The organism is Wolbachia endosymbiont of Cantharis cryptica (assembly GCF_964277405.1).
In the GTDB taxonomy this organism is placed as follows: domain Bacteria; phylum Pseudomonadota; class Alphaproteobacteria; order Rickettsiales; family Anaplasmataceae; genus Wolbachia.
This window is the reverse complement of the sequence record NZ_OZ195521.1, coordinates 1095437-1118841: the sequence shown is the minus strand read 5'-3', so window position 1 is coordinate 1118841 and position 23405 is coordinate 1095437. Positions and strand designations below refer to the sequence as shown.

The following is a 23405-nucleotide window of genomic DNA, read 5'->3' as shown; positions in this document are numbered from 1 at the left end:
GTACGTAAATGTGGCTAAAGTAGGCTAATATAGATAGTTTTGCGGTATAGTTAAATTACTTTAAAGAAAAGTTCGAACGGTTCAAGTGGTAGACCAACTGATTCCAAAATAAACACTTCTCACGGGCGTTGGTTTTGGGCGCTGGGAATGGTTAGATTATTTAAGTTGTTAATAATATATAATATCAAGTTAATGTTAATCTGTTTGGAAATAACGGAGAAAAATTACGGTAATTTTGTAGTGTAAACAAAATCCTTATAGCGATAAAGAGCGTTCTTTTATTGTGTTCCTAAAAAGGATGATGTACCATTTTTAACAAAAGTCACCTAATTTTTCTCATTTTTTCTTTTGTATAGCTAAAAGAGATAAGATTTCCCCCAAGTACTGAAAACAGAGTCAATTTTTATTGCTTAATTCTATGGTTACACCTCCACGTTACTTTGGAGAAATTTTTCCTTGGTTATCATACCATTTACTTTTTCCGACAGCTTCCTCTGTTTCAACTTCTTCTATACGGCTTCTAGGAAATAGTAACGCTTGACCTTTATCAACAGCTCTATCATCAGGCGTAGATGCTGCATTTGATTTTTGAAGCATAGAATTTAGTGTATCTATAGATTTAGCGTCCAAAATCGTTCCATTGCGGTTTGAGCGTACTTCGGATGGCGTAGTATTTTCAGGATTTTGAGATACCTTTATTGTGTTGCTTTCAGCAGTACTAACATTAGCACCTTTTCCTATTAGAACTTTCGCCACCTTATTATGTTCAGTACATTCAGGAATGTAAAAAGTAGCACCTCCTATTCTCTTTTTAACATTAACTTTTGCGTCGTGTGTTATTAAAAGTCCTCCTACGCTTTTTCTGCCAAAAGCAGCAGCCAAATCTAAAGAAGTATTTCCACTTCCATCCTTCTCATTAACATTTGCTCCATTTTCAAGTAAAAGCTTTACCACCTCTTTATGGCCATATTCAGCAGCCAAATCCAAAGGGGTATGTCCAAAAAAGCCATCCTTCTTATCAACCTCTGCTCCTTTTTCTATTAGCGATTCTGCTACACCTTTATGGCCAAATCTAGCAGCCAAATGTAATAACGTTAGCTCACCAGTTGAAACTTCAAACTCATGATCCACTTTAAATCTATTCCTCTTCCACTTTTGGTACGTCTCTGGGTCTTCTTTTAATAACTCATCTTTTATTTCTTCGATTACATTACTCTTACCACTTATTGCACTTAATATTTTTTCCCACTTGTTAAGATCCATAGTTTCCTCCAGTTAAAAATATAAAATAATTTAATATAATTATTTTATATATTAGTAAAGAAAATATAAAAACATAAGCTCGATCCATAAGAACCTGTTAAAAATCTCAAAAGGATGTAAAATAAGCATAGGTGATGTATGGTCCCAAAGTGCGATGGAAATTTGATGGTGAAAATAATTCAGGAGCACTGATAGCATATAAACTCATACTTTAATTGCTGAAAGTGGTCACATTGTTTATATTTTTAATAAAATATACTACTAAATTAACAGCAATTCATTTGAGAATAGCAAAGAAAGATCAGGTGAATTTATAGCAAAAATAGAGTTAAAAATCTTTTTTGCCAATGAATTACGTGACCTTTACAAGCGCTGACTTTAGCTTGAGAAAACACAGACCACGTTCTCTTAATTTATGAGCTTCTTTCAACTTTACTCACACTTTTTCTTGTCTATGTTTTTTCAACTATATTAGTTTCTTACTTCCCATGCTTCCAACCAAGTAATACTATTCGTATCATCTTGACGCGTATGGTTCTGTTTAGTACGACTTACGATTAGCAATTTCCTTTTAAAAACTAATTTATATTAACGTACATGTTTTTTTGTCTCTGCCCTGTTTTCCCTTACTGCAACTAGGGATTTCTAAACTAGAAGAAGGCTTAATAATCGGCCTACCCCACTCATAATGATCAGCTTCATGTGCTCCCCATCCTTTAAGAACTTTAACCATATTGACCCGGTTGCAATGCTTAGCAAGCCCTAATGGTGTCCTCTCCTTATAGTCTTTATGATCAAGACATGCTCCATTATCTTTACAAAATTCAGCAACTTCAATCTCACCACGATTGGCAGCAACAAGTAATAAATAGCCATATACTTCATTAGAATTCCATTTGTTGCCCTCTATAAGATTCTCTATTTTTCTTTTTGCACTTTCTTTGTCACCTTGCTTAATATCTGAAAATATTTCTTCCAAATATAATGGCATTTTCCCTTCTATACTGCTATCACTCAAGTTTTCCTCAAAAACAGAAGTATGCTCACTATCAATATGAGAAGACTCGCCCCAGTCAGCATGAGTGCCTTCACATGCCCCCCATCCTTTAAGAGCTTTAACCATCTTGACCCGGTTGTGATAATTAGCAATCCACAATGGTGTCCTCCCCTTATGGTCTTTATAATCAAGATCTGCTCCTTTGTCTTTACAAAATTCAGCAACTTTAATCTCATCATGATTGGCAGCAACAAGTAATAAATAGCCATATACTTCATTAGAATTCCATCCGTTTTTCTCTATAAGAACCTGTACATGATCTCAAGAAAGGAATAAACTAAGAGATAATGTATATAAATTAGGATATATGAGGAGTTTATACCCAAGTGACATAAGTCGAGAAAAGTTTGAGATTATTGTAGAAGATCTGGAATCTTGCAGAAAGAAAACAAAACCAAGAACACTTGATTTATATGATGTATTTTGTGGAGTGTTATACGTCTTAAAAAGTGGCTGCCAATGGAGAATGTTACCAAAAGAGTTTCCAAAATGGCGCAATTGTTACGACTATTTTAAGAAGTGGAGTGAAAAACCAGATGTAAATAAAGAAAGTGTTCTGGAGTTAGTATTAAAAAAAAATAATTGCGACAAAACAATGGTCGGAAACAGCTTCTGCATAATTGATGCACAAAGCGTAAAAAATGCAGATACTGCTGAAGAAAAAGGCTATGATGCAGGCAAAAAGGTTTCAGGGCCATATTGCGGTAGATACGCAAGGTTTGCCCCATACAATTTATATAACAACTGCAGAAGCAACTGACCGTAGCAGTGCTGTGAGAATGGTCGAAAATGCAAAAGAAAACCTCTCGGGAGTTACTGGTTGATGCAGGCTATACTGGAGAGAATTTTGCAACTCAAATAAAAACGATTATTGGTGCAACCGTTGAAGTGGTAAAAAGAAATGAGTTACATTCCTTTGTTGTATTGCCCAAAAGATGGGTTGTAGAGCGATCTTTTGCTTGGTTAGAAAAGTGTAGACGATTGTGGAAAAATTGCGAGCGAAAACTCAATACCAGCCTACAAATGGTCATTCTAGCTTTCACTGCTTTACTCCTCAAAAGATTATGAACAGGTTCTAAGACTCTCTATTTTTCTTTCTGCACTTTTTTTGTCACCTTGCTTAATATATGAAAATATTATTTTCAAAGACAACCGCAACTCCTCTGATATCATTATCTCTCTTTTTTGATCTTTTTCCATATGTGTCTCAAAATGTATTTACTAAGTATACTCAATGAAGCTTAATAAAATATTATAAGCCTCAGTTTTGGATTAGCCAATATATTTTTATTCGTGCCTATTTCTTGTTCAAATATTGGCATTTACCCTTTTTCTCCCTCTTTTTTACTATTTTTTATCCATAGTAGGCATTGCTATAGTAGAAATCTTTTTTAATTTCCAGAAAAAGTTGTTGCAAATTAAAATATTGGACTTATAAGTATTGGTTACGCTAAAGATTGTATCTAAATTCAGTTTTTAGAGGGTAAAATGAAGTTGATGTATTTTATTTAAATTGGAGGGTAAAATGAGTGAGGTCACAAATCTTAAAAACCAGGGTGATGATGTAAACAGTGTGGACAGTAATGGAGAAACTCCTTTAGCTGTTATCGATCATGTTAATAGTCTTTTTAATAGCACTCTTCTGCACTTAGCTGCTACACATGGTCAATTACCCATAATAAAAAAGCTCCTAAAAGAAGAGGCTGATGTTAATATTAAGGATCTGTGTGGTTATACTCCTCTGCACTTAGCTGCTGCAAATGGTTACTTAGATGTAGTAAAAGAGCTCATAAAGGAAGGTGCTGATATTAATGCTCAGAATAAGAATGGTAGAACTCCTCTGCACTTAGCTGCTAGAGAGGATAAATTACTCGTAGCAAAAGAGATCATAAAGGAAGGGGGTGGTATTAATTCTAAAGACGATAAAAATAAGACACCTTTTGAAGTAGCACTTGACTACGGTAGCATAGAGACAGCAAATTTTCTTGCAGCAGTAAAGGATGAATGTGGTAATACAGCACTACATTATGCTGAGAAAGAGGGTAATATAAAATTGATCAAGCTGCTTTTAGAGAATAATGCTGATATTAAGGCTACAAATGAACTTGGGGGAAAGTGTGGTCATCAATTACCTCTGAAAGAAATAACAAGTAGTGCTGGAAGACTAGAGTCTTTTATAGGTCGGTTTTTTAGTGGGGTAAAAGATTCTGTAGGTGGATTTTTTGGTTTTAGAGCTGCTTTACCTGAGGGAATATCAAGTACTACAAGTTCAATTTCAGCAGAAAAATCTCTACCCTTACTAGAAGCACAAGGCTATGCATCAAATATTAAAGAGGGATTTAAGAAAGCAGTAGAGCAATCTGCATTAAAAAGCGGCATATCAATGCACCGATTAGATATTAATTTTATGAAAGTGCAAGAAGAAATTACTAGAAAAATTATAGGTGGTAAATTTAATGAGATTTCAGGGATTTTAAAGTCATATGCAGAGAACGCATGTCCTAGCAGAAAAGCAGGATATCCTGGTAAGTTAAGTTCGAAGAAATTTGGTGAGTTTATGGCTACATTTGATAACAAGCTAAATATAACATTGGATCAATTAATACCACAAATGCTACATAATAATGGAAATAACGTATTAGAAACGGATAATATAAAAAAACAGCAAAACTTAGGTTTATCTGGGCCTAGCACTAGATTAGATGGTGTGTTCATTGCAGATAAACTCTACCAGGAAATTGGTCACTGAATGCAGGTAGTATGTAACAATTAAAAAGCTTCTTCCTTAAGTTGCTTAATTTCAGAAATGGAGAGGCCGGTAATTTCAGCGATAACATCAATAGAGACACCGGCCTTAAGTGAATTCTTTGCAACTGCTATTTTAGCCTGTTTTTCACCCTCTTCTCTACCTTTTTCTGCCCCAATTTGGATGCCTTCCGCTCTGCCTTTTTCTTGGCCGATTTGTATGCCTTCGTCTCTACCTTTTTCAGTAGCATCATCAAGGCGTTGTTCCCAAATAGCAGCTTCTTTCTGTACACTCAATACTCTTTCTTCGTATGCTGCTAGATCCTCTTCTTCCCAACTAAACTTGTCTAATTCATCATATGCTAGCTTTATTATTGGTGATTTTTCTGCAATATCTTTTAGGTCTTCATCTGTAGTATCTTCTGCATGCTTGAAAAAAAAACACCATCTCTCTTTTGTGCTCTCTAACTCCTCTACTTTGCTTTTTGTAAATTTTGGCAACTCAATGAAGACAAATTGAAAATCTTTTAAGTAATGTCCATTGGTCTTTATGTCACGTATATTATGAGTAGAAATATACTCAACCTCCGAAGGAAATAGTATACTATTGGAAATAGCAATAAAGAAGACTTTCTTTAAATCAATGTAGTTGCCAGATTTATCTAATTGTCTTGAGTAGGCTTTAGCGGCATATAATTGAGCGCGTTTTTCGAAGCCCTTGTCTCTAGCAAGCTGCATCTCCGCAATATATCTATTTCCGTGGGAATCTTTACAGAGGACATCAACGATACTCTGTTTATCAGAAGCAATCTCAGGATTCATAATAGTGCTAAGAAACTTAACATCTTGAATTGTATTAGCACCAGTAAACCCTAAGATGTCATTCAAAAAGTGGATAAGAATATTCTTATTTTTTTCAGTGCCGAACACGCGCTTGAACGGCAAATCATATTTAGGATCGAGAAACTTCGAAAGAGCCATGGCAAGAGTACCTAAAAAGCATTAATAATTATACACTATTCTGTAGAAATGTTCAACTTTTTTATGCTGAAGTCTATTAAAGTGGTAAATTTAGCTGAATTTCAAAAGTTGGCAAAAAACTACCTTCATAGATGACCCTAGAATGCTACTACGCACCTTAGACCTCCTTTTATACATCTTTTATCAACCCTTCTGTAAAGCACCTTTAAAGCCCAGCAAATGGATGTCATGAATTTGGAGCTGTAGGAGACATCAAAGATACCCTTTTTGGTGTATAAAAATACAAATCTACAACGACATCGTTTAAATAAACTAGCAAATATTAATATATTCTACCCTCTCATAAAGAAATAAATAAAAAAAATTGAAAAATTGATTTGACTTCACCCGGAACCTATGGCTTTATGCCAATACTGCTAAAAAAATAGCAGTAAACATTTAAAAATAATTTATTATTAGTGAAGGGTATATTATATGAACAATAAGAATAAAAGTAAAGATGAAAATAAACGTAAAAAAGAAATAGAGTTCCGAATATTGGCAAGCAAAGGAAATGCTTTACTAGATCATGAAATAATAGAAACATTTCTAAGTGCAGTGCATGATAGGGCCCAGGCTCGAGCTATTGCTAAAAATCTAGTAACCACTTGTACAGGAATAGGAAGGATTTTAGGTCGCGAAATGGATGAGCTGAAAAGTATAGAAGGTGTAACAGACTCTACGGTTTCAATGATTTTTTGTGTTAAGGAAACTTTGACTAGGGTATTAAAGGAAGAGCTAAAAAAAGTGCCGATACTAGATAACCTAGGCAAGCTTATAGAATATTTAAGGGTGAGCATCGGCTATTCAGACAAGGAGAATATTACAATAATGTATTTGAATCAAGGGTGCCATTTGATAGGGGAAGAAGTATTTGCTGGTACAGTGGACCAGGCGCCTGTCTATACAAGGGAAATAATAAAAAAAGCATTATTAAAAAATACAACATCAATCGTAATTTCACATAACCATCCCGGCGGAAGTGAAAAACCATCTGAAGCTGATAAAACCATGACTAAGAGTTTAGCTTTAGCGTGTCATAGTGTAGGTATCAAATTTCTTGATCATATTATCATTACAGGCGACGATTATTTTAGTTTTCGACAAAACGGATTGTTGTAGAGTTTTGGGCATCTGCTGTAAGCCTCTTTTTTATGTACATTTTTCTCGCAGTTGAACTGCAATGCCTGTGAATGGCTAACGAAAAGAAAATTGCTACTTGTTGATTTGAGGCTTTCAGTGATGAAGAAGGTATAGGAAATAATAGCGTTTATTTTTCTCTCATGATTAGTTTATTAAATTCCTCCTCAGTTAAAATTTTAATACCCAGTTCCACAGCTTTTTTATATTTCGACCCAGGTTTTTCGCCGACAACCAAGAAGTCCGTTTTAGGCGATACACTTGAATTCACAATCGCGCCTAAAGATTCTGCTTCTGCTTGCGCTTCCTTTCTTTCCATTGTCAACAGCTTGCCAGTAAAAACCACTATTTTACCGCTAAGAGGGGAATTACTAGTATTAGCACTTACAGGCTCAATCTTTAGTTGAGAAGCGAGATTCTTTACCATTTCAACATTATCCTTTTCAGAGAAGAAAGATATTAATGAATCTATAATCTTTTCTCCTACACCTATTATGCTCATTAATTCTTCTTCATCAGCAGAATACCAATTTTCATATGAGCCATAATGTTTTGCTAGTAATTTTGCTACGTGTGGTCCTACGAATCTAATTCCCAAAGAAGATATAAATTTTTCAAGAGTTATGGTTTTTCTGCTATTGACAGAATTCAATAAATTAAATATTGATTTTTCATTCCATCCCTTTAGCTCACTTAAGTTGAAATTTTTTAGTTTTTCTTCGAGAGCAAAAATGTCAGATATTTTCCTTATCAGACCAAGATCATAAAAGAATTCTATTTGCTTATTGCCAAAACCTTTAATGTCAAGAACTTCCACAAAATATTTTAACTTTCCTATTTGTTGTGCTGGGCAAACGTCTCCACCTGAACATCTAGCTTCCCAGTCATCAACCTCACCCACACACTTCGGACAAGTATCAGGAAACACAAACTTTGGTGCATTTGGAGAGCGAAAACTTTCGTCTACTTCTACAATTTGAGGAATAACATCGCCAGCTCGTGCTACTACTACGGTGTCACCTTCCCTTATGTCCCTGCGCTCAATTTCATCCTTATTATGCAAATTTGCCCTTGTAACGATAACACCACCTATATTTATTGGAACTAATTGAGCAATTGGGGTCAATTGGCCGATCCTACCCACTTGTACTAATATCTTCTCTATTTTAGTTTTTCCATGAGCTGCTGGAAATTTGTGTGCTATCGCTCCTCTTGGTGCTTTACTGGTATTACCTAGACGTTCTTGCAACTGTAAGTTATTGATTTTGTACACTGTCCCATCAATATCATAACCTAAGTCACTGCGATTATCATAAATCTTATTATAAAACTCCAGCATTTCGTCCACATTGTTTGTTAAACATTGATGCTCATTTACACAGAATCCAAGTTCCTTCAGTCTATTTAATACTTCAAATTGGGTGTTTTCCTTTCCACCAATTAGGTAATAAACAAAATACTTCAGTGGCCTACTTGCAGTAACTTCAGGATTTAGTTGCCTCAATGAACCTGATGCTATATTGCGCGGATTTGAAAATTTATTGTCCTCATTTAGCTTTAAAAAGTCATCGTTTCTGATATAGATTTCTCCTCTAACTTCCAATCTGCCCTTTACATCAGGTAAAACTTGGGGAAAATCTTTAATGGTTTTCACGTTATCAGTAACATCTTCACCTAAATTACCGTTACCTCGAGTTGCAGCTCTAACAAATCTTCCATCTTCATAAATTGCAGAAAACGACACACCATCAATTTTTAGTTCACATATGATTTCCAATTCATGCACATTTAGAGATCTTCTAACCTTATCAAGAAAATTCTTCACACCTTGTTCATCAGTCTTCTCAAGGGAAAGCATAGGTTCTTGATGTTCCACCTTAGAACCTGTTTAAAATCTTCGCAATAAGAGAGAAACGAAGGAAAGAACGACCATTTGTAGGCTAGTATTGAGTTTTCGCTCACAGTTTTTCCACAATCGCCTGCATTTTTCCAACCAAGCAAAAGACCGCTCAACAACCCATCTTTTTGGCAATACAGCAAAGGTATGTAATTCGCTTCGTTTTATTACCTCAACAGCTGCACCAATAGTTACTTTTATTTGTGTTGCAAAATTTTCTCCTGTATAGCCAGCATCAACGAGTATATTTTTGACTTCAGAGAGGTTTTCTTTAGCATTTCCCACCATTTTTACAGCACTGCTACGATCAGTTGCTTCTGCCGTTGTTATATGAATTGCATGTGGCAAGCCCTGTGTATCAACTGCGATATGACGCTTTATACCTGAAATCTTTTTACCTGCATCATAACCCTTTCTTTCAGCAGTATCTGCGTTTTTAACGCTTTGAGCATCAATTATGCAGAAACTGGTTTTCTCTTTCCGACCATTGTTGATACGGACCTCTCCAACTAATTTTTTTTAAGACTAATTCCAACAAACTTGGTTCTTCTCCATCCTTTTTATTCCACATTTGAAAATAATAATATATGCTCTCCCACCTTGGAAAATCTTTTGGCAACATCCTCCACTGGCAACCACTTTTTAGGACGTATAATACTGTACAAAATACATCATATAAATCAAGTTTTCTTGGTTTTGTTTTCCTCCTGCTACTCTCCAGAATTGGTTTGATTTTTTCAAATTGCTCTCGACTTATATCACTTGGATAACTTTTTCGCATAGATATACCTCATTCTTAATCTACCCCTATTTTACCTTATCCTTTCGAGATTTTAAACAGGTTCTTAGAGAAATACCAGATAAGCCATCAAGAGTAATAAAATTACTGAAGTTGCAACAAAATAAATGCGATAATTGTCGACTATGGTTTGAAAGTGATGATATGATAGAAGTACATCATAAAGACCGGAATAGACGTAACAATATGATCGAAAACTTATCTTTGTTACATGGACATTAGACTTCTTTCAAAATTGGCAAACAAGGGAAAAGAAGTATAAAATCAGATATTTTAAGGTATGAGATATAAAGAAATAGAAAAGTTGGAAGGAAAGAAATTTAGGCGCTTAACAGGGGAAAAAAAGGGAACATTTAAGCGAATGGTGGAAATTTTGGATGAGGAGGATAAAAGAAAAAAAGCTAGAAGTGGAAGAAAAAGCAAACTTTGCGTAGAAGATAGGTTGCTTATGGCATTAGAATATATGAGGGAATATCGAACGTATTTCCACATTGGTCAAAGTTATGGCATGAGTGAAAGTAACTGTTTCAAAATAATAAGATGGGTAGAAGACACGCTAATAAAACATCCAGATTTTTCATTACCGGGAAAAAAAGAGCTATTAAAGGGTAATGTAGAATATGAAGTTTTGGTAATAGATGGAACTGAAACACCAGTAGAGAGGCCAAAAAAAAGCAAAAATGCTTCTACTCTGGAAAGAAAAAAGGCATACTATAAAAACGCAAGTAGTAGCAGAGAAGAAGAGTAAAAAAGTAATATGTACATCTTTCTCGAAAGGTAGGAAACACGATTTTCGGATATTTAGGGAATCAAAGGTAGCAATATTGCCGGAAACTAAAATCTTAGCTGATGCCGGCTACAGAGGAATGCAAAAAATACATAAAAATGTTGTATTACCTCACAGGAAAACGAAAAAGAATCCGTTAAGCAAAGAACAAAAAAAAGAGAACAGAACACTTATGAGCCAAAGGGCAATTGTTGAAAACGTAATTGGCTTATTAAAAAGGTTTAAAATCATTTCCGATAGATATAGAAACCGACGAAAACGTTTTGGTTTAAGATTTAATTTGATTGCTGCTATCCACAATTTTGAGCTCCTTACGTGAATTTTGAAAGAAGTCTATTGTCACGATGAATTACACAGGAGGTGTGCATGACAAGCACCAAATTAGAGAGAAGCCGTATGAGGCGCAAAGTCTCACGTACGGTTTTGCAGTCGAGTGAGGAGGGGCGACCTTCTTCACTTAGACAACAATACGCAGAAGAAACAACAGAAGAAGACCTGAAGAAAATAGCAGAAAAATCACCAATAATAAAGCAAGCATATGACGAATTAGACAGGTTTAACTGGAATGAAAAAGATCTAGTAGCTTACGAAGAAAGAATAATGGATCTACGCAAAGAAGAAGCCATCCTTGAATACAGACTTGATCTTGCTACTGAAAAAGGTAAAAAGGAAGGGAAAATTGAAGTCGCAAAAGCAATGCTGGCTAATAATGTTGATGTCAACACTATTGTCAAGTGTACTGGCCTGTCCATTAGTGAGATTGAAGAATTAAGTGTGAACGGTTACAATAAACATTTTTGATGAGATTATATGGAAAGCTGGATTACAGTGTCACGCACTGGGATGACAAGAAAAAGACTACCTGGATGACAACGAAGGGCTACTTGCATGACACCATTCTTTTTTCTGGATTCCAGTGTCTGGGCACTGGAATGACAAGTAAAGAGGCACTGCCCTCCTGATAGATAATATACGTGCAGTTGTGCGTCACGCGCTGGAATGACAAAGAGGAGTGGGCTACTGATGTAAGCAATGGTTATGCAGGTCTAATGAAAACTAAGCGCAAAATTCATCAGAAGACTTGATAATGCAGGTGACCAAAGTGCGCCAGAATAGCTAATTATAAGGCGATCAGTCTTCTACCGCCGCGTATGGCGACTGTAAACGCGGCGGTAAAAAAGTTGATTATTTTATAACCGCCGTGTATAATGCTAATAAACGCGGCGGTAAATTGTATGAACGAACTAATAATTGGTAGAGAAAGGGAAATAGCTATGCTACAAGATAAACTTCTTTCTCAATCAGCTGAATTTATTGCTGTTTATGGTCGACGTCGTGTGGGGAAGACGTACCTAATAAAACAATTTTTCAGTAAACATGCCAATATTTTATTTGAACAGACTGGTCTTAATAATGGTACTCTGCAGGAGCAGCTTACAATTTTTACACAGCTATTATCAAATACTTTTTATAAAGGTGCAAGAATGGCTTTGCCTAAAAATTGGATGGATGCATTACAACAATTAACACTTGCTATTGATAACACACATGAAAATGAACAAATTGTCTTATTTTTTGATGAACTGCCGTGGTTGGCTACGAAAAGATCTGGTTTTCTAAAAGCATTAGAATATTTTTGGAATACACGTTGGACATACCGAAAGAAACTTGTCTTGATTGTTTGTGGTTCAGCGGCTTCCTGGATGTTAGAAAATTTAATCTATAGTAAAGGAGGATTGCATAATCGTATTACTGCAAGAATACCGTTGCAGCCTTTTAACTTATGTGAAACTAAAGAGTATCTAAGATATTTAGGAGTCAGCCTTAATCACCAGCAGATATTACAGATCTATATGGCTATGGGAGGGATACCGCATTACCTTAAAGAAGTAAGTAAAGGACTATCAGCAGCACAAAATATTAATGTGATCTGCTTTCAAAAGGACGGTTTGTTATTTGATGAATTTGATATGCTGTTTCATTCCTTGTATGAAGAGCCAGAGACATATCTAAATATCATTTGTGCAATTGCAAAAAAGCCAAAAGGAATCAGCAGGAAGGAGCTTATAAAAATGACTAAAATCGCTGAGGGTGGTCGCTTAACTACTAAATTGAGGAGTTTAGAAGAAGCAGGATTTATTGGTGTTTTTTTACCACTGAATAAAGCAAAAAGAGGAGTATATTATAGATTAATTGATGAATATGTATTATTCTATCTAACATGGATTGAACCGTTTAAAGAAGTAACAAAAAGGGCAATAATAAGTGATGCTCACTATTGGGAGTTAGCAATAAAGAAGCCAGCTTGGCAAACATGGACAGGGCAAACATTTGAAGTAGTGTGTTTTAAACATGCCAATACAATTAGAAAAAAATTAAATATGGAGCATATAGCGGTTATATGTGGGGATTGGCAATATCATCCAGAGAAAAACAGTAAAGAAAGTGGTGCTCAGATAGATCTGGTTTTTGATCGAGAAGATGGATGTGTAATGCTCTGTGAAATAAAATGTAGTGATAAACCTTATATAGTAACAAAGGAATTTATTGAACAATTAAAGAGAAAAGAAGCAGTTTATAGAGAAAAAACGAAGTCAAAGAAGCAAATATTCTGGGTGTTAATTGCTGCAAATGGAGTTTCTGAGAACCAATATCTAAGAGATACGATACATCATGTGATTACACTAGAAGACTTGTTTTAAGTTATTTTAAATTTTAATATGTACAACAACTTACGCGACTTCATTAAAGCCTTAGAGGAAAAAAAGGATCTGATTAGGATTAAGAAGGAAGTGTCAACGATTCTTGAAATGACAGAAATTCACCGTAGGGTTCTGTCAAACAAAGGACCAGCTATCATTTTTGAAAATGTTGTCACAGAAAATGGAAAAAATTCGATTCCAGTTTTGGTGAATTTATTTGGTACTGTTGAGAGAATTGCATTGGGGCTGAATATAAATCCTGATGGGCTAAGAGACCTGGGTAAACTTCTAGCATTTTTGCAATCTCCCGAACCACCAAAAAACTTTAAAGATGCTGTAAAAATGTTTCCTCTATTAAAAGTTGTGTTATCAATGCGAAGTAAAGTTGTGAACAAGGCTCCATGTCAAGAGGTGGTGCTGACTGGGGATGAAGTGGACCTAAGTTTGCTGCCTATTCAAACATGCTGGCCAAGTGAACCTGCACCACTTATCACTTGGCCAATTGTGGTGACAAAAGGACCAACGGAAGACAAGCAAGATAATTTCAATCTTGGAATATATCGTATGCAGGTCATAGATAAAAAAACGACTCTAATGCGCTGGCTTGCACATCGTGGAGGAGCAGGTCACCATAAGCGATGGAAAGAGAAGGGACAAAACGTGAAATTTCCTGCCGCTGCTGTGATTGGTAGCGATCCTGCAACGCTTATTGCTGCGGTAACTCCAGTGCCAGAAACGTTGTCAGAGTACCAATTTGCTGGGTTGCTGCGTAAAAAACCACTAGAACTCGTAAATTGTAAGACTATTCCGCTTCAAGTGCCAGCTCACGCGGAAATTGTTCTGGAAGGCTATGTGAGTTTGGATAGGTATCAAGATGAAGGGCCATATGGGGACCACACTGGTTACTATAATTCTGTTGAGCAATTTCCTGAGTTTAACATTACTGCAATTACAATGCGCAAAAATCCAATTTATCTCAGCACTTTCACTGGCAAGCCGCCGGATGAACCATCAATTCTTGGTGAAGCACTCAACGAAATTTTTGTGCCAATTCTTATCAATCAATTTCCAGAGATAGTGGATTTTTATCTGCCACCAGAGGGTTGTTCATATAGAATAGCAGTGGTGTCAATAAAAAAATCTTATCCAGGACATGCAAAAAGAATTGTTATGGGCATACTTTCTTTTCTCAAGCAGTTTTTATACACAAAATTTATTATAGTTGTTGATGATGATATAAATGTACGCGATTGGAAGGAAGTGATGTGGGCAATATCAACAAGAATGGACCCTGTGCGTGATACAATCACGATAGAAAATGCACCTATTGACTACTTAGACTTTGCTTCCCCTGAAAGTGGACTTGGAAGTAAGATGGGATTTGATGCGACAAATAAAATCCCGCCTGAAACCAAACGAGAATGGGGAAAGAAAATTGAAATGAGTGAGGAAATAGTAAGAAAGGTTGCGGAGAAGTGGGAGGAATATGGTTTTGATTATTGATACAAACAGAAAAACTATTAGTTATGTGAGCAAGATTATCTATTTTTTATAAAGTACACTAGTATTAAAATATATTGTTATTTATGGGAATTAATATGATCGAGGCAGAAAAAGAGGCAATACTTCAACTTAAGGCAATATATGGTAAAATTATTGATGCAAGGTCAGCAGAAATCGAGAGTAGTGCATGGGTTGATTTGCCTAATGCTGGTAAAGTTAACCTCTCAAGAACTAATGATGCAAATATTGACACCTTGTCTGCTCACGGTACTAATGGCTTTGCACTTTTGTTAGCAGTTTTAACAGGTAAACAATTATTGCCAAGTAACGAAAGAGAAAAAAGAGGTATACCAACAATAACAGGCGAAGCAAAGTATAAGACAAAAAAAGAAAGCAGTGTTTCTTATCATAACGAATTGCAGAATTTTGTATCAACTGTGTATTTACAAAACTCTGACCCTGATACAAAAATATTAAATGGATATTCTGAATTATCCCAAGGAAAGTTTTCTTATGACTATGGTACATTTCAGAAGAAATTTGATAAAGTATATGAAAAAGCACTAGGAGCAGAAAAGTTAGATAAGTCGCTTGATAACGAAATTATGAGTCGATTGTATGAAAAATTCAGTAATGTTGGAGTAATTATTTTTGGAGATGGAGTTGGGTATGGGGAATTGGTACATGTTATGGGCTGTGAAAATAAATACGAAAGAGTAAATATTAGAGCTGTGGTGGTTCCTAATGGGCATATGGAGTTTTTTCAAAATTTATTTAGTGCAATTGAGATACAGGACATAGCTTTAATCACTCGAAGCGAGTTTGGAGAGTTTTGTAGAGACAGAGAAAAATCTAAAAGAAACATACATAGGTTTGTTGAAGATTTTGAAAATGAATTTAATAACTTTAAAATAGAGGACATTCCAAAAGGTAGCAATCTGGAAAAATTTGTAAAAGCTTATGGTTATGATAGCACAGAAACTTTTATAAAAAAAATTGGTAATATCGAATTAAAAGATTTTATTAATGATTGGAATAACTATGTTAAATTACCGTATTTCTCGCAAGATTTTGTAGATACTTTCAGAAATAAAATCCCTTGCAATTTTTATTCTAATGGCGAAATGTTCACCGTTGAAAAAAAGATAAGATATAAAAATCCAGATAAAACTTTCACAGAAGAAATAGTGCAATTGAAATACTCTATACCGCTAGAAACAGAAATTGTGCCAAAGTTAGTGGTTAATTTTGTGCACAGTTTAAATTCAGGTGCTTAAGCGAAGGTTACAGAGAAGTGGGAGGAATATGGATTGACAGATGATTAAGCTGTAATGTAGCCTATCATCATGTATTCGGGGGTGGGTTGTGAGGCTTTTATACCTTTTATTTTTGTTAGTGTGCTTTTCTCTATATTACTACGCAGGTCCTATATTTTCGCCCTGCCCAAAAGCTACGGTTTGCTTTTCGCCTGAAGAAGATTGTGCTGTGCCGATAATCAACGAGATAGAACAGTCTAAAGAATCTATCTTAGTTCAAGAATATACATTTACTCTTGGAGCAGTTGCAAAAGCTTTGATTAATGCTAAGGAGCGTGGAGTTAATGTTAAGGTCATTTTAGATAAATCGCAACTTTACTCAAAATATAGTGTTATAAATGAATTGTTTGCAAGTGGAATACCGGTTTGGGTTGATGATAAGCCAAAAATTGCCCATAATAAAGTAATAATTGTCGATAATCAAAAAGTCATCACAGGGTCGTTTAACCTTAGTAAGACAGCTAAAAAAGGGAATGCTGAGAATTTATTAATTGTTAAAGACTATCCTAAATTAGTTCAGCAGTATGTGAAAAACTGGGAAACACGAATGTCACAATCTTACGAATACGCTCCCAACTAATCGAGAGCGCTTGCTCAAAATTGGTTTAAAAACAGTAAGGGAGAGCTTTTTTATTGATTGATATCATTATGTGTGATATGATAAATTAAAACTTTTAAGAATTAGGTAATGGATTACATAAATGATGCCGTTGGTAGTTATACTACCATTCACGATTTTTTTCAAAATAATGGGGTAGGGGACTATAAAGTTCAATGCAACTACGGTGGTGTGCCTTATGCCACTGATGAGTACATACATGCTGGAGATAAGTTCTACGCTAACAATTTTATAGACTCGCATTATGGCAGAGAGATAGAAATGTATCCCCAAAGTGAGCTTCTAGCTAAAGAATATGCTGGGAATACGCTGCCGGTTTCAATATCACTAGATCAGTATTTAATAAAAATAAAGGAATGTCAGGAAAAAACGAAGTTTGTAGAACTAGAGAGAGAATCAGGTGAGCTAGTGTATGATAAGCAAAAGCATGTAAAGTGTTACACAACAAAATTATCATATGACGATGTTCATGTTTATAGTAACAACAAAGTTTCAACACTTAACATAAAATATGATGTGCCAAACGATCCGAAATACAGTTTAAATATAACATTTGCAAAGGTTAATAATAATAAACCGGGGTTTTGGCAAAAATTTAAGAACATATTTTAACATACTGCCTTCGCAAACGAATGTTTGTACAGTTGTGCATAGAATCGTAAACTTTACTTGTATTACCTAAAATCTTCCAATACACGTTTTGAACTATTGATAAGTCTGTTGTAATAAAGTATTATGAAATCTGTTAGCTAAATATTACTTGGGCACATGGAGATTTTTTGGACAATTCTGGAGAAGATATTGAGCAAAGTTTTTCCTGCTAAAATAGTGAGCTCTTTTTTAGGAGTAGGATATTTACCAGGTTGGCAGAACTACTGGTCTTCTTTTTTAGTATTATTTGTTACTGATATTATATTAGTCCTCGTATACGGAGGAGATTTTGTGCTATATAAAATGCCAAGTTCAGGTATAGTTGTGGCTGCTACTTTTATGAAGTTGGCAATAGTTATGTTAGTACTACAATTAGTTGGAATATCTATTTTTCATACTCAAGACCCTTCAGCAAATAGTGGTGAAAATATAGTAATACAAATAGCGTCAGGGCAAGTACTGACTGTTGCATTTTCAATGCCAGCAATAATGTCAATTTATTATACTGTAAGTAAACTCTATGGGAATATATGTAAGCAGATACTTCAATGTCCGTTTTGGTTTAATGATTTTATGCACTTGTTCTTTTTCTTTATAATACCTTACGTATTTTTTAATGTTATAGAAGTGATAAAACCGTGGCCAATAAGTTCAATACAACTCAGTTATAACAATGCAATATCCATCACATTTGAAGGGGTTTTTCATACGCTTTATGCAGTGATTTTGCTCTATTTAACTGCATTTATATTCTGCGATTTAACTATGCATAATGCAATTGTCCTAAATAAAAACATAATTCAGTATGTGAAAGAAAGTTCAGCAGTCTTAGGTGACTATTTACATCACACTATTAAAAAAATAAATATTGAATAGTACTTATTTGCTTATATATTCAGTATAAAAAGTGTGCAGTTTGCGTGAATTTACAAAGTATAATAAAGGGGCTACAAGATTTTTGGGCTGATGAAGGATGTACTATACTTCACCCATATACTTCTGAAATTGGGGCTGGAACATTACATCCCGCAACAATTATGTCAGCAATTGACGTAAAACCAACAAAAATTGCATATCTACAACCAGTAGTGAGGCCGGCAGATGGGCGCTATGGTGATAACCCTAATCGCTTATATCAACACCATCAATATCAAGTTATAATAAAACCATCTGGTAGTAATGTGCAAGATGTCTACTTAAGTAGCTTAAAGGCTCTTGGCATATCCACAGAAAAATATGATATTAAGTTTATTGAAGATGATTGGGAAAATCCAAGTGTTGGTGCATCAGGCCTTGGGTGGGAAGTTACGTGCAACGGAATGGAAGTAACACAACTTACTTATATACAGCAAGTAGGGGGTATTGACTGCAGAATAATCCCTGGTGAGGTGGCGTATGGGTTGGAGCGTTTAGCAATGTGCATACAAGGTATAGATAATGTTTACGATATAATTTGGAACGACAACGGTGTAACTTACGGAGATATTTTTAAGCAAAGAGAATATGAATTTTCTTGTTTGGCATTAGATTACTATGATACTAAAGTAGTACAACAGCAATTTGAAGATACGGAAAAACTTTGTAAATTCCTTATTGAAAAAGAGTTACCGGTAGCAGCTTATGACCAATGTATTAAAACTAGTCACCTACTTAATCTGCTTGATGCAAGAGGTGTGCTTGGTGTAAATGAACGTACAGTGTATATTGGTAGAGTGAGAGAGCTGACAAAAAAATGTTGTGAGTTATATATGAGTAAGTAGCGTATGTTGTCACAATTATTATTTGAATGTCTTTCAGAAGAGATACCACCAAGGATGCAGAGTTTAGCTGCATCTCAAGTTAAGAATTATATTACCGGTGTCTTTAATAAAAATAATGTAAAGTTTGCATCTATAGAGGTTTTTGTAACGGCACGTCGCATCACTCTTTTTGTTGATAATATAAGTATTTCAGAGCTAAAAGATTCTAGTAGCGAAATTAAAGGACCAAATGTCAATGCACCAAAAAATGCTGTTGAAGGTTTTTTAAGAAAACATCAGAAAAATGAAAAAGATTTACTCGTTCGAAAAGTAAATAATGAGGATTTTTACTTCATTAAAAGAGAAAGCTGCTCATTTAACATCAAAGAGTTTCTCAAAAATCAACTAGAAGAGATGTTAAAGAATTTTTCTTGGCCAAAAAGCATGAGGTGGGGTGAAAGAAAAGAAAGATGGGTTAGGCCAATTAAAAACATTTTATGCATTTTGAATAATGAGATAATACCTGTATCTTTTGCAGGGATAACAGCATGTAACGCAATATATGGCCATAGGTTTCTCTCAAGTAATACGGCGCTCACTGTTAAAACACCTAAAGACTACTTTGGATTGCTAGAAAAAAACAATGTAATTCTCCATCCGGACAAAAGAAAACAATTTATATTGGATCAGATTGATAAATTCACAAAAGAGCAGAATTTACAACTTGAAAAAAATGATTATTTACTGAATGAATTAACGGGGCTTATAGAGTGGCCAATTGTACTGTTTGGTGAGGTGAATCACGAAAAGTCATCCGGGTTACCGAAGGAGGTGATTCTTAGCATAATTAATACGCAGCAAAAATACCTTGCTTTGAGTGATAGGCAGAGAATTTCGCACTTTATCACTGTTGTCAATGTTAACAATGATGAAGTTGTCAAAGGGCACGAAAGAATATTAGAAGCACGTCTTGCTGATGCACAATTTTTGGTATCTCAGGACAAAAAAGAAAATCTAGATTATTATGTCAAAAAATTAGACTCGATATTATTTCACGCTTCTCTTGGTAGCATTGGAGAAAAAGCAAAGCGCGTTATAGCTCTATCAAAATATATAGCCATATATGTTCCACGTGCTTCACTAATTAAAGTTGAGCGTGCTGCATATTTAGCAAAAGCTGATTTAGCAACTTCAATAGTAAGAGAGTTTCCAGAATTGCAAGGAGTAATGGGTGGATATTATGCTTCTTATTTTCAAGAAGATAGGGAAATAGTGGAAGCTATAACTGAGCATTATAAGCCAATCGGATCGGAGCAAGAGTGTCCTCAATCTCCTGCGACAATTGCTTTAGCTATTGCTGATAAAGTAGATAGTTTGGTTGGGTTGATTGCAGCAGGTGAAAAGATTTCTGGCTCGTATGATCAGTTTGGTTTGCGGAGAATGGCAATTGGTGTAATTAGAACGATACTTGAAAATAATTTGCATATTCCAATCAGGCTATTGATAGATAAGTCAGTATCTTTATATTCAAAATTTACACTTACTGAAGATACGGCATCAGTTGATCAACCTAATAAGCCAAATAGAGAACAAATTTCAGAACTAGTGCTTAAATTTTGCCTAGAAAGATTCAGGGTTATTTTAAAAAATAAAGATATAAGGCAAGATATTATAGATTCAATATTGTGTAAAACCGATATTAATGATCTGCTAACAGCAGGAAAGCAAGCTGCTATATTGGATCGTTATCTTAATACGCCTGAAGGCGAGCAGATTCTGAGCACTTATAAAAGGATTAGTAACATAGTTAACAAAGCAGAAAGAAATGGTAATACTACTTACAGTACATCTTATAGTGAGAAGTTCTTGGTTGAGAGTGAAGAAATAGCGCTGTCGGATTATGCTATAACTGCTTGTAAAAATATTAAACAAGCAATAAAAAATAGTAACTTTAATGCAGCGCTTGATGAGCTTACTGATTTTGCTCCATTTATCAATAAATTTATGAATGATGTAAAGATCAACTGCGATTCTGATAAGCTAAGAAGAAATAGATTGTCTTTACTTGCTAATATAGTTTCCATCTTTCGTTTAGTAGCGGATTTTAGCCTCATACAAGTTAAACAATGAGCTATGTCATAAATGTTCAAGCGATAAAAAAACAAATCGAGTTATCTCCACAGTCTTGTGGCGTGTATAGGATGATAGGAGATAAGGATAAAGTTTTATACGTTGGAAAAGCAAAAAACTTAAAATCGAGATTATCTAACTACCTTCGATTCGAAAACCTTTCTGAACGAATCAAAGTTATGCTCTCACAAGTTATTGAGATTAAGACTTATCTAACTAAAAATGAAATCGAAGCGCTGCTTCTTGAGGCGAAGTTAATAAAGTCATTGAAGCCGCTTTATAATATTGTACTCAAGGATGGAAAATCTTATCCTTATATAACTATTTCCAAACACGATTATCCAAAGATAGCACAATACAGAAGAAAATTTAAAGAGGGTGAATTTCACTATTATGGTCCCTTTCCATCTGCCGATGCTGTTAAGCAGACTATATTGTCATTACAAAGGGCTTTTCTCTTGAGGGTATGTTCAGATCAATATTTCTCCTCAACAAAAAGACCATGTCTTGAGTATCAAGTTAAGCGTTGCTCAGCGCCATGCGTAGGCAAAATCACAAAAGATGATTACTGCCAGTCAGTAAAACAAGCACAAGACACATTGCTTGGAAGAAATAAGGAAGTGCAAAGGCAGTTACTTTCTGCAATGGAAAAGTGCGTTGAAGAGGAGAACTATGGGCTTGCTGCTGTATATAGAGATCGGGTGAATTTTCTTCGACAAATTCAAACGCGGCCAATGGATTTTTCTTTTGAAAAAGATACAGATTTTTTCAGCATTGTACGTGAAGAGGATCTAGCGTGTATTGGTGTGTTATCATTTAGAAATAAAAGCAACTATGGAAGCACTCCTTACTTTGTCGAAAACTGCGGTGATCACCCGAATGATGGAATTTTATCCACCTTTTTGGTCAATTTTTATAGTCCAGTTAATACACCACCAGCACAAATTTATGTTTCTGGTTTTGTTGCAGGTAAAGAAATTATAGAGCAAGCATTATTCGATGTTACTAAAAAATCAATAAAAGTTCTGCATGCGAAAAATATTGAGGAACGTGATTTGTTGGAATTTACTTATAATAACTCCCAGCATAGCTTAAAGCAAAAGCTTACTGATTATAAGAACAATCTAGAAAAACTTGAAGAGCTTAGCAAAGTTTTCTTGTTATCAAATATTCCAAAACGTATCGAGATTTATGATAATAGTCATATATCTGGGAATCAACAAGTTGGTGTGATGGTTGTTGCAGGACAGGAAGGTTTTTTGAAAAGTGAATACAGAAAATTTACTATAAAAGAAGAAATTTCAGGCGATGACTACAAAATGATGAAAGAAGTGCTGACCAGACGTTTCTCCGGCAAGATAAAGGACATAATTCCTGATTTTTTACTGATTGATGGTGGGCCTGGGCATGTTTCCATAGTACAGAATGTATTGGAGATATTGAATATAAACGTTCCTTTTGCTTGCATGGCAAAAGGCCCTTATCGCAACGCAGGAAATGAGAGATTTTATATGCCAAATAGGGAAGAATTTACTCTGGAAAATGACAGCAAAGTCGTACTTTACTTACAATCGCTACGTAATGAAGCTCATCGTTTTGCAATAACTTCACACAGAAAAAAACGTGATAAGCAATTTATAGTTTCACAATTGAGCAAAATACCTGGCGTTGGCAACAAAAGAAAAAATGCATTGATGTCTCATTTTGGTTCGGTAGAAAACATAAGCAAAGCTTCTCTAGCTGAAATTCAAAATGTAGCTAGAATTAGCAAAGGGTTAGCAGAAGTTATTCTTAAACACTTGAATAGACCTCTTGCATAACCTAAAAAAAGGCAAAAGAAACCCTAGTCACTTTCTATTTCAGTATTGGCGTTTCTTAAGCCTTAAACGCTGCAATTTAGCTGCTTTTAAGTACAACTAACCTTAGTTTAAATGTTTAAAAAATTTACTAGGCAGAAAAAAAAGGCAAAGAAAACCCGTGGTAGCTAGTTATTACACTCTCTATTTTAAAATTTGACGTTGGGTGATGTCTTGAACG

15 protein-coding genes and 5 pseudogenes are annotated in these 23405 nt (G+C 35.0%); 14 read left to right on the top strand and 6 right to left on the bottom strand.

The window, feature by feature from the left end; all coding sequences use genetic code 11:
- Positions 1-435: 435 nt before the first annotated feature.
- The 3 genes and pseudogenes from ACICP6_RS05505 to ACICP6_RS05495 all read right to left on the bottom strand — a co-directional run.
- Entirely contained in the window at positions 436-1263 is an 828-nt protein-coding gene (locus ACICP6_RS05505; RefSeq protein ID WP_395462929.1) for an ankyrin repeat domain-containing protein, read from the bottom strand.
- A gap of 583 nt (positions 1264-1846) precedes the next feature.
- Positions 1847-2419 (bottom strand): hypothetical protein, encoded by a 573-nt coding sequence (locus ACICP6_RS05500; RefSeq protein WP_395462928.1) that lies wholly within the window; start codon positions 2417-2419, stop codon positions 1847-1849.
- Positions 2420-2431: 12 nt separating this feature from the next.
- A pseudogene (locus tag ACICP6_RS05495) lies at positions 2432-2491 on the bottom strand (hypothetical protein); the annotation flags it as partial.
- 136 nt (positions 2492-2627) lie between these two features.
- Between ACICP6_RS05495 and ACICP6_RS05490 the strand changes: the two are divergent.
- Together ACICP6_RS05490 and ACICP6_RS05485 are read left to right on the top strand one after the other, a co-directional pair.
- Positions 2628-3388, top strand: a pseudogene (locus tag ACICP6_RS05490) (IS5 family transposase).
- A 457-nt stretch (positions 3389-3845) separates the two neighbouring features.
- The gene (locus ACICP6_RS05485; protein ID WP_395462927.1) at positions 3846-5069 is read left to right on the top strand and encodes an ankyrin repeat domain-containing protein; all 1224 of its coding nucleotides are present in this window, start codon (positions 3846-3848) and stop codon (positions 5067-5069) included.
- A 20-nt stretch (positions 5070-5089) separates the two neighbouring features.
- Here ACICP6_RS05485 and ACICP6_RS05480 read toward each other — a convergent pair whose 3' ends face one another.
- Entirely contained in the window at positions 5090-6046 is a 957-nt protein-coding gene (locus ACICP6_RS05480) for an Rpn family recombination-promoting nuclease/putative transposase (RefSeq protein ID WP_395462926.1), read from the bottom strand.
- Positions 6047-6520: 474 nt separating this feature from the next.
- Between ACICP6_RS05480 and ACICP6_RS05475 the strand changes: the two genes are divergently transcribed.
- Positions 6521-7207, top strand: coding sequence for a RadC family protein (locus ACICP6_RS05475; protein ID WP_395462925.1), 687 nt, complete (start codon positions 6521-6523; stop codon positions 7205-7207).
- Positions 7208-7355: 148 nt separating this feature from the next.
- Here the strand turns inward: ACICP6_RS05475 and ligA are convergent.
- Together ligA and ACICP6_RS05465 are read right to left on the bottom strand one after the other, a co-directional pair.
- A pseudogene (ligA, locus tag ACICP6_RS05470) lies at positions 7356-9107 on the bottom strand (NAD-dependent DNA ligase LigA); the annotation flags it as partial.
- Positions 9108-9113: 6 nt separating this feature from the next.
- Positions 9114-9903, bottom strand: a protein-coding gene (locus ACICP6_RS05465; RefSeq protein WP_395462624.1) for an IS5 family transposase whose coding sequence is annotated in 2 segments (ribosomal slippage) — positions 9114-9641 and positions 9643-9903 — 789 coding nt in all. Because the reading frame shifts where the segments join, the coding sequence is not laid out codon by codon here.
- A 298-nt stretch (positions 9904-10201) separates the two neighbouring features.
- Here ACICP6_RS05465 and ACICP6_RS05460 point away from each other — a divergent pair.
- The 11 genes and pseudogenes from ACICP6_RS05460 to uvrC all read left to right on the top strand — a co-directional run bounded on the left by ACICP6_RS05460 (position 10202) and on the right by uvrC (position 23188).
- Positions 10202-11027 (top strand): annotated as a pseudogene (locus ACICP6_RS05460) (IS5 family transposase).
- A gap of 146 nt (positions 11028-11173) precedes the next feature.
- A pseudogene (locus tag ACICP6_RS05455) lies at positions 11174-11509 on the top strand (hypothetical protein); the annotation flags it as partial.
- A gap of 434 nt (positions 11510-11943) precedes the next feature.
- Positions 11944-13410 (top strand): ATP-binding protein, encoded by a 1467-nt coding sequence (locus tag ACICP6_RS05450; protein ID WP_395462924.1) that lies wholly within the window; start codon positions 11944-11946, stop codon positions 13408-13410.
- Positions 13411-13428: 18 nt separating this feature from the next.
- The gene (locus tag ACICP6_RS05445; protein ID WP_395462923.1) at positions 13429-14913 is read left to right on the top strand and encodes a UbiD family decarboxylase; all 1485 of its coding nucleotides are present in this window, start codon (positions 13429-13431) and stop codon (positions 14911-14913) included.
- A 95-nt stretch (positions 14914-15008) separates the two neighbouring features.
- Positions 15009-16190, top strand: coding sequence for a hypothetical protein (locus tag ACICP6_RS05440; RefSeq protein WP_395462922.1), 1182 nt, complete (start codon positions 15009-15011; stop codon positions 16188-16190).
- An 88-nt stretch (positions 16191-16278) separates the two neighbouring features.
- The gene (locus ACICP6_RS05435) at positions 16279-16809 is read left to right on the top strand and encodes a phospholipase D family protein (RefSeq protein ID WP_395462921.1); all 531 of its coding nucleotides are present in this window, start codon (positions 16279-16281) and stop codon (positions 16807-16809) included.
- A gap of 108 nt (positions 16810-16917) precedes the next feature.
- On the top strand, positions 16918-17460 hold the full coding sequence (locus tag ACICP6_RS05430; protein ID WP_395462920.1) for a hypothetical protein: 543 nt from the start codon (positions 16918-16920) through the stop codon (positions 17458-17460).
- Positions 17461-17616: 156 nt separating this feature from the next.
- Complete coding sequence (locus tag ACICP6_RS05425) at positions 17617-18375, top strand: phosphatidylglycerophosphatase (protein ID WP_395462919.1); 759 nt, start codon at positions 17617-17619, stop codon at positions 18373-18375.
- 44 nt (positions 18376-18419) lie between these two features.
- The gene (locus tag ACICP6_RS05420) at positions 18420-19259 is read left to right on the top strand and encodes a glycine--tRNA ligase subunit alpha (RefSeq protein WP_395462918.1); all 840 of its coding nucleotides are present in this window, start codon (positions 18420-18422) and stop codon (positions 19257-19259) included.
- Positions 19260-19262: 3 nt separating this feature from the next.
- Positions 19263-21368, top strand: coding sequence for a glycine--tRNA ligase subunit beta (gene glyS / locus ACICP6_RS05415; RefSeq protein WP_395462917.1), 2106 nt, complete (start codon positions 19263-19265; stop codon positions 21366-21368).
- Complete coding sequence (gene uvrC, locus ACICP6_RS05410) at positions 21365-23188, top strand: excinuclease ABC subunit UvrC (RefSeq protein WP_395462916.1); 1824 nt, start codon at positions 21365-21367, stop codon at positions 23186-23188. Before glyS ends, uvrC begins: the two co-directional genes overlap by 4 nt.
- Positions 23189-23405 lie beyond the last annotated feature (217 nt).

What these genes read in the sequence shown, in the direction of transcription:
- ACICP6_RS05480 (WP_395462926.1), bottom strand. Translation starts at nt 6,046, where the DNA reads ATGGCTCTTTCGAAGTTTCTCGATCCTAAATATGATTTGCCGTTCAAG.
- ACICP6_RS05505 (WP_395462929.1), bottom strand. Translation starts at nt 1,263, where the DNA reads ATGGATCTTAACAAGTGGGAAAAAATATTAAGTGCAATAAGTGGTAAG.
- ACICP6_RS05450 (WP_395462924.1), top strand. Translation starts at nt 11,944, where the DNA reads ATGAACGAACTAATAATTGGTAGAGAAAGGGAAATAGCTATGCTACAA.
- ACICP6_RS05485 (WP_395462927.1), top strand. Translation starts at nt 3,846, where the DNA reads ATGAGTGAGGTCACAAATCTTAAAAACCAGGGTGATGATGTAAACAGT.
- uvrC (WP_395462916.1), top strand. Translation starts at nt 21,365, where the DNA reads ATGAGCTATGTCATAAATGTTCAAGCGATAAAAAAACAAATCGAGTTA.
- ACICP6_RS05430 (WP_395462920.1), top strand. Translation starts at nt 16,918, where the DNA reads ATGGATTACATAAATGATGCCGTTGGTAGTTATACTACCATTCACGAT.
- ACICP6_RS05425 (WP_395462919.1), top strand. Translation starts at nt 17,617, where the DNA reads ATGGAGATTTTTTGGACAATTCTGGAGAAGATATTGAGCAAAGTTTTT.
- ACICP6_RS05445 (WP_395462923.1), top strand. Translation starts at nt 13,429, where the DNA reads ATGTACAACAACTTACGCGACTTCATTAAAGCCTTAGAGGAAAAAAAG.
- ACICP6_RS05475 (WP_395462925.1), top strand. Translation starts at nt 6,521, where the DNA reads ATGAACAATAAGAATAAAAGTAAAGATGAAAATAAACGTAAAAAAGAA.
- ACICP6_RS05440 (WP_395462922.1), top strand. Translation starts at nt 15,009, where the DNA reads ATGATCGAGGCAGAAAAAGAGGCAATACTTCAACTTAAGGCAATATAT.
- glyS (WP_395462917.1), top strand. Translation starts at nt 19,263, where the DNA reads ATGTTGTCACAATTATTATTTGAATGTCTTTCAGAAGAGATACCACCA.